This window comes from Streptomyces sp. SM1, assembly GCF_002910825.1.
In the GTDB taxonomy this organism is placed as follows: Bacteria; Actinomycetota; Actinomycetes; order Streptomycetales; family Streptomycetaceae; genus Streptomyces; species Streptomyces okerensis.
This window is the reverse complement of sequence record NZ_NEUB01000339.1, coordinates 1-3,984: the sequence shown is the minus strand read 5'-3', so window position 1 is coordinate 3,984 and position 3,984 is coordinate 1. Positions and strand designations below refer to the sequence as shown.

4 protein-coding genes are annotated in these 3,984 nt (G+C 71.3%); 2 read left to right on the top strand and 2 right to left on the bottom strand.

Features of this window, described 5'->3' with window-relative positions:
• Positions 1-125: 125 nt before the first annotated feature.
• Together B9S61_RS08615 and B9S61_RS08610 are read right to left on the bottom strand one after the other, a co-directional pair.
• Positions 126-950, bottom strand: a complete 825-nt coding sequence (locus B9S61_RS08615; RefSeq protein WP_103541718.1) for a purine-nucleoside phosphorylase — start codon at positions 948-950, stop codon at positions 126-128.
• Between the two features lie 92 nt (positions 951-1,042).
• Positions 1,043-1,483 (bottom strand): gamma-glutamylcyclotransferase, encoded by a 441-nt coding sequence (locus tag B9S61_RS08610; protein ID WP_103541717.1) that lies wholly within the window; start codon positions 1,481-1,483, stop codon positions 1,043-1,045.
• Positions 1,484-1,581: 98 nt separating this feature from the next.
• Here B9S61_RS08610 and B9S61_RS08605 point away from each other — a divergent pair, with 98 nt between their 5' ends.
• Complete coding sequence (locus B9S61_RS08605) at positions 1,582-3,030, top strand: NAD(P)H-quinone dehydrogenase (protein WP_103541716.1); 1,449 nt, start codon at positions 1,582-1,584, stop codon at positions 3,028-3,030.
• Between the two features lie 184 nt (positions 3,031-3,214).
• On the top strand, positions 3,215-3,984 hold a 770-nt coding region (locus tag B9S61_RS08600; protein WP_258039596.1), incomplete at its 3' end, for a DeoR/GlpR family DNA-binding transcription regulator.

The following is a 3,984-nucleotide window of genomic DNA, read 5'->3' as shown; positions in this document are numbered from 1 at the left end:
GACCTCGGGCAGCCAGGGAAGCACCGGGCCCCGCGGCTCACCGCGGCGCCGGAGTACCCGTCAGGCGGGCCCGTCCCGGCCGGGTGTCGACAGGGCCGGGCCCCGTCGACACCCGCCACCGTGCCCTACAGGCGCCCCAGGACCTGGGTCAGCAGCGAACCCATCCGCGCAGCGGAGTCGCGGCCCGCCTGGAGGACTTCCTCGTGGTTGAGGGGCTCGCCCGTCATGCCGGCGGCGAGGTTGGTGACCAGGGAGATCCCCAGCACCTCCGCCCCCGCCTCCCGCGCGGCGATCGCCTCGAGGACCGTCGACATGCCGACCAGGTCCGCCCCGATCACCCGGGCCATCCGGATCTCCGCCGGAGTCTCGTAGTGCGGCCCGGGGAACTGCGCGTAGACCCCTTCCTCCAGGCTCGCGTCGATCTCCTTGCACATCGCCCGCAGCCGCGGCGAGTACAGGTCGGTGAGGTCGACGAAGTTCGCGCCGACGATCGGTGACGTGGCCGTGAGGTTGATGTGGTCGCTGATCAGGACCGGCTGGCCGGGGCGCATGCCCTGGCGCAGGCCGCCGCAGCCGTTGGTCAGGACGATCGTCTTGGCGCCCGCGGCCACCGCCGTGCGGACGCCGTGGGCGACAGCGGCTACGCCCCGGCCCTCGTAGTAGTGCGTACGGCCCAGGAAGACCAGCGCGCGCTTCGTGCCGACGCGGTACGAGCGGATCTTGCCTCCGTGGCCCTCGACCACCGGCGGCGGGAAGCCGGGCAGTTCGGTGACCGGGTACTCGGCCTCGGGCGTGCCGAGGGCGTCCACGGCCGGGGCCCAGCCGGAGCCCATCACGAGCGCGACGTCGTGGGTCTCGGCGCCTGTGAGTTCACGCAGGTGCGCGGCGGCGGCGTCGGCGGCGGCGTAGGGGTCGCCCTGGATGTCGTCCGGAAGAAGAGAAGCGTTCACGCCGTTGAGGGTAGCCGGTATTCGCCTACGCGCGTAGATGCCGAAGGCGCCGGGTTGGCGATCGTTGTCTTGTCGTTTCCGGCGAACGGCCCTCAGCAGGGACGTTTGCGCAGCTCCATCACGTAGTCGTGGGGCGCGCCCGCGGATTCGGCGGCGTCGGCGATCTCACCCAGGTAGCGGGCCGAGGGCAGGCCGCCCTCGTAACTGTTCAGGACGTAGGTCCAGGCCGGCTCCTCGCCGTCCAGGGTGTGGGCGCGGACCCGGGCGCGGCGGTAGAGGTCCAGGCCGCCCGCCCCTTCCCAGCGGTCCAGCGACTCCTCGTCCATCGGGGTGATGTCGTAGAGCGCGACGAAGACCTGGGAGATCGGGTCCTCGACGAGGGTGGCCAGGGAACCCTCCCAGCCCATGTGCTCGCCCCCGAAGGTCAGCCGCCACCCGTTCAGCCAGCCGGTGGCGCGCAGCGGCGAGTGCGGGGCGCGGCGGGACATCAGCCGCGCGTCGAGGTTGCCGGCGTACGCGGCGTAGAGCGACATATGGGGAAGGGTACGGCAGACGGAACGCGAGCCCCTCCGGTAACAGCGGGGCCACGGCTGCGGCCCCCGGGCGGTCGCACGGTGAAGTGTGCGGGACAATGGAGTACGTGACTCGGATCGTGATCATCGGTGGCGGCCCCGGCGGGTACGAAGCGGCGCTGGTCGCCGCACAGCTCGGCGCGGAGGTGACCGTCGTCGACTGCGACGGCCTGGGCGGGGCGTCGGTGCTGACCGACTGCGTGCCGTCCAAGACTCTGATCGCCACGGCCGAGGTGATGACCACCTTCGACTCCTCGTACGAGGAGCTGGGCATCATCGTCGCCGACGACACCCCGCACATCGAGCAGGCCGCCCGGGTGGTGGGCGTGGACCTGGGCAAGGTCAACCGGCGCGTGAAGCGGCTGGCCCTGGCCCAGTCGCACGACATCACCGCGTCCGTGACCCGGGCGGGAGCGCGTGTGCTGCGCGGGCGCGGCCGGCTGGAGGGCATGCAGGCGCTCGACGGGTCGCGCAAGGTCGTGGTCCGCGCCGCCGACGGGAGCGAGGAGACGCTCACCGCGGACGCCGTGCTCATCGCCACCGGTGGGCATCCGCGCGAGGTGCCCGACGCCCGGCCCGACGGCGAGCGGATCCTCAACTGGACGCAGGTGTACGACCTGGAGGAGCTTCCCGAGGAGCTCATCGTGGTCGGCTCCGGTGTCACGGGTGCCGAGTTCGCCGGTGCCTACCAGGCCCTCGGGTCGAAGGTGACGCTCGTGTCGTCGCGCGACCGGGTGCTGCCGGGCGAGGACCCGGACGCGGCCGCCGTACTGGAGGACGTCTTCCGCCGCCGGGGCATGAACGTCATGTCGCGCTCCCGTGCCGCGTCCGCCAAGCGGGTCGGGGACCGGGTGGAGGTGACCCTCGCCGACGGCCGGGTCATCACCGGGTCGCACTGCCTGATGGCCGTGGGCGCCATTCCGAACTCCGAGGGTATGGGCCTGGAGGAGGCCGGGGTCAGGCTGCGGGACTCGGGCCACATCTGGACCGACAAGGTCTCGCGGACCACCGCCCCCGGCGTGTACGCCGCCGGTGACGTGACGGGTGTCTTCGCGCTGGCCTCGGTGGCGGCGATGCAGGGCCGCATCGCCATGTACCACTTCCTGGGCGACGCGGTCGCCCCGCTGAACCTCAAGACGGTCTCGTCGAACGTCTTCACCGACCCGGAGATCGCCACCGTCGGCTACTCCCAGGCCGATGTCGACGGCGGCAAGATCGACGCCCGCGTGGTCAAGCTGCCGCTGCTGCGCAACCCGCGCGCCAAGATGCAGGGCATCCGCGACGGCTTCGTCAAGATCTTCTGCCGTCCGGGTACCGGCATCGTGGTGGGCGGTGTCGTCGTGGCGCCGCGCGCCTCGGAACTCATCCACCCCATCTCGATCGCGGTCGACAACAATCTGACCGTCGAACAGATCGCGAAGGCCTTCACCGTGTACCCCTCGCTGTCGGGGTCGATCGCCGAGGTGGCACGGCAGTTGCACACGCGGAAGGCGGGCGCGGAGGCCTGACGGCCGGAAGCCGCACCCCGCCGGTCACGGGGAGTCGCCGCTGACGCACGGGTCTCCTATACCACTTGGTGTGGGACCGTGCGAACAACTTCTGCTATTCAGCGCAAACTGCTGAAAGCAGACGGTCGTCGGCGTTACTGTCAGTTTCGTGTTCGCTGCAGAACGTCGCCAATTGATCCTCGAAATGGTGCGAGCGAACGGGGCCGTGTCGCTCCGTGAGCTCGCCCGCGTCGTCCAGACCTCAGAAGTGACCGTACGGCGGGACGTGCGCGCGCTGGAGGCAGAAGGACTCCTCGACCGCCGGCACGGCGGTGCGGTACTTCCGGGCGGTTTCACGCGAGAGTCCGGTTTCCCGCAGAAATCCCATCTCGCGACCGCCGAGAAGACCGCCATCGCCGACCTCGCCGCGAACCTCGTGGAAGAGGGCGAGGCCATCGTGGTCGGCGCGGGTACCACCACGCAGGAGCTGGCCCGCCGGCTCGCCCGGGTGCCCGGCCTCACGGTCGTCACCAACTCGCTGCTGGTCGCCCAGGCGTTGGCCCATGCCAACCGGGTGGAGGTCGTGATGACCGGCGGCACGCTCCGCGGTTCGAACTACGCCCTCGTCGGCAGCGGGGCCGAACAGTCCCTGCAGGGCCTGCGGGTCTCCAGGGCCTTCCTCTCCGGAAGCGGTCTGACCGCCGAGCGCGGGCTGTCCACGTCCAACATGCTGTCGGCGTCCGTCGACCGGGCGCTGGTGCAGGCCGCGGCGGAGGTGGTGGTCCTCGCGGACCACACGAAGCTCGGTATGGACACGATGTTCCAGACCGTGCCGACGGACCTGATCACACGGCTGGTGACGGACGAGCCGCCCGCGCACGACGACCGTGCGGCGACCGAGCTCCAGGCACTCGCGGACCAGGGCGTGCAGATCGCTGTGGCGGGGGCGCCGGGGGGTTCCGCCGGCGCGGGGGG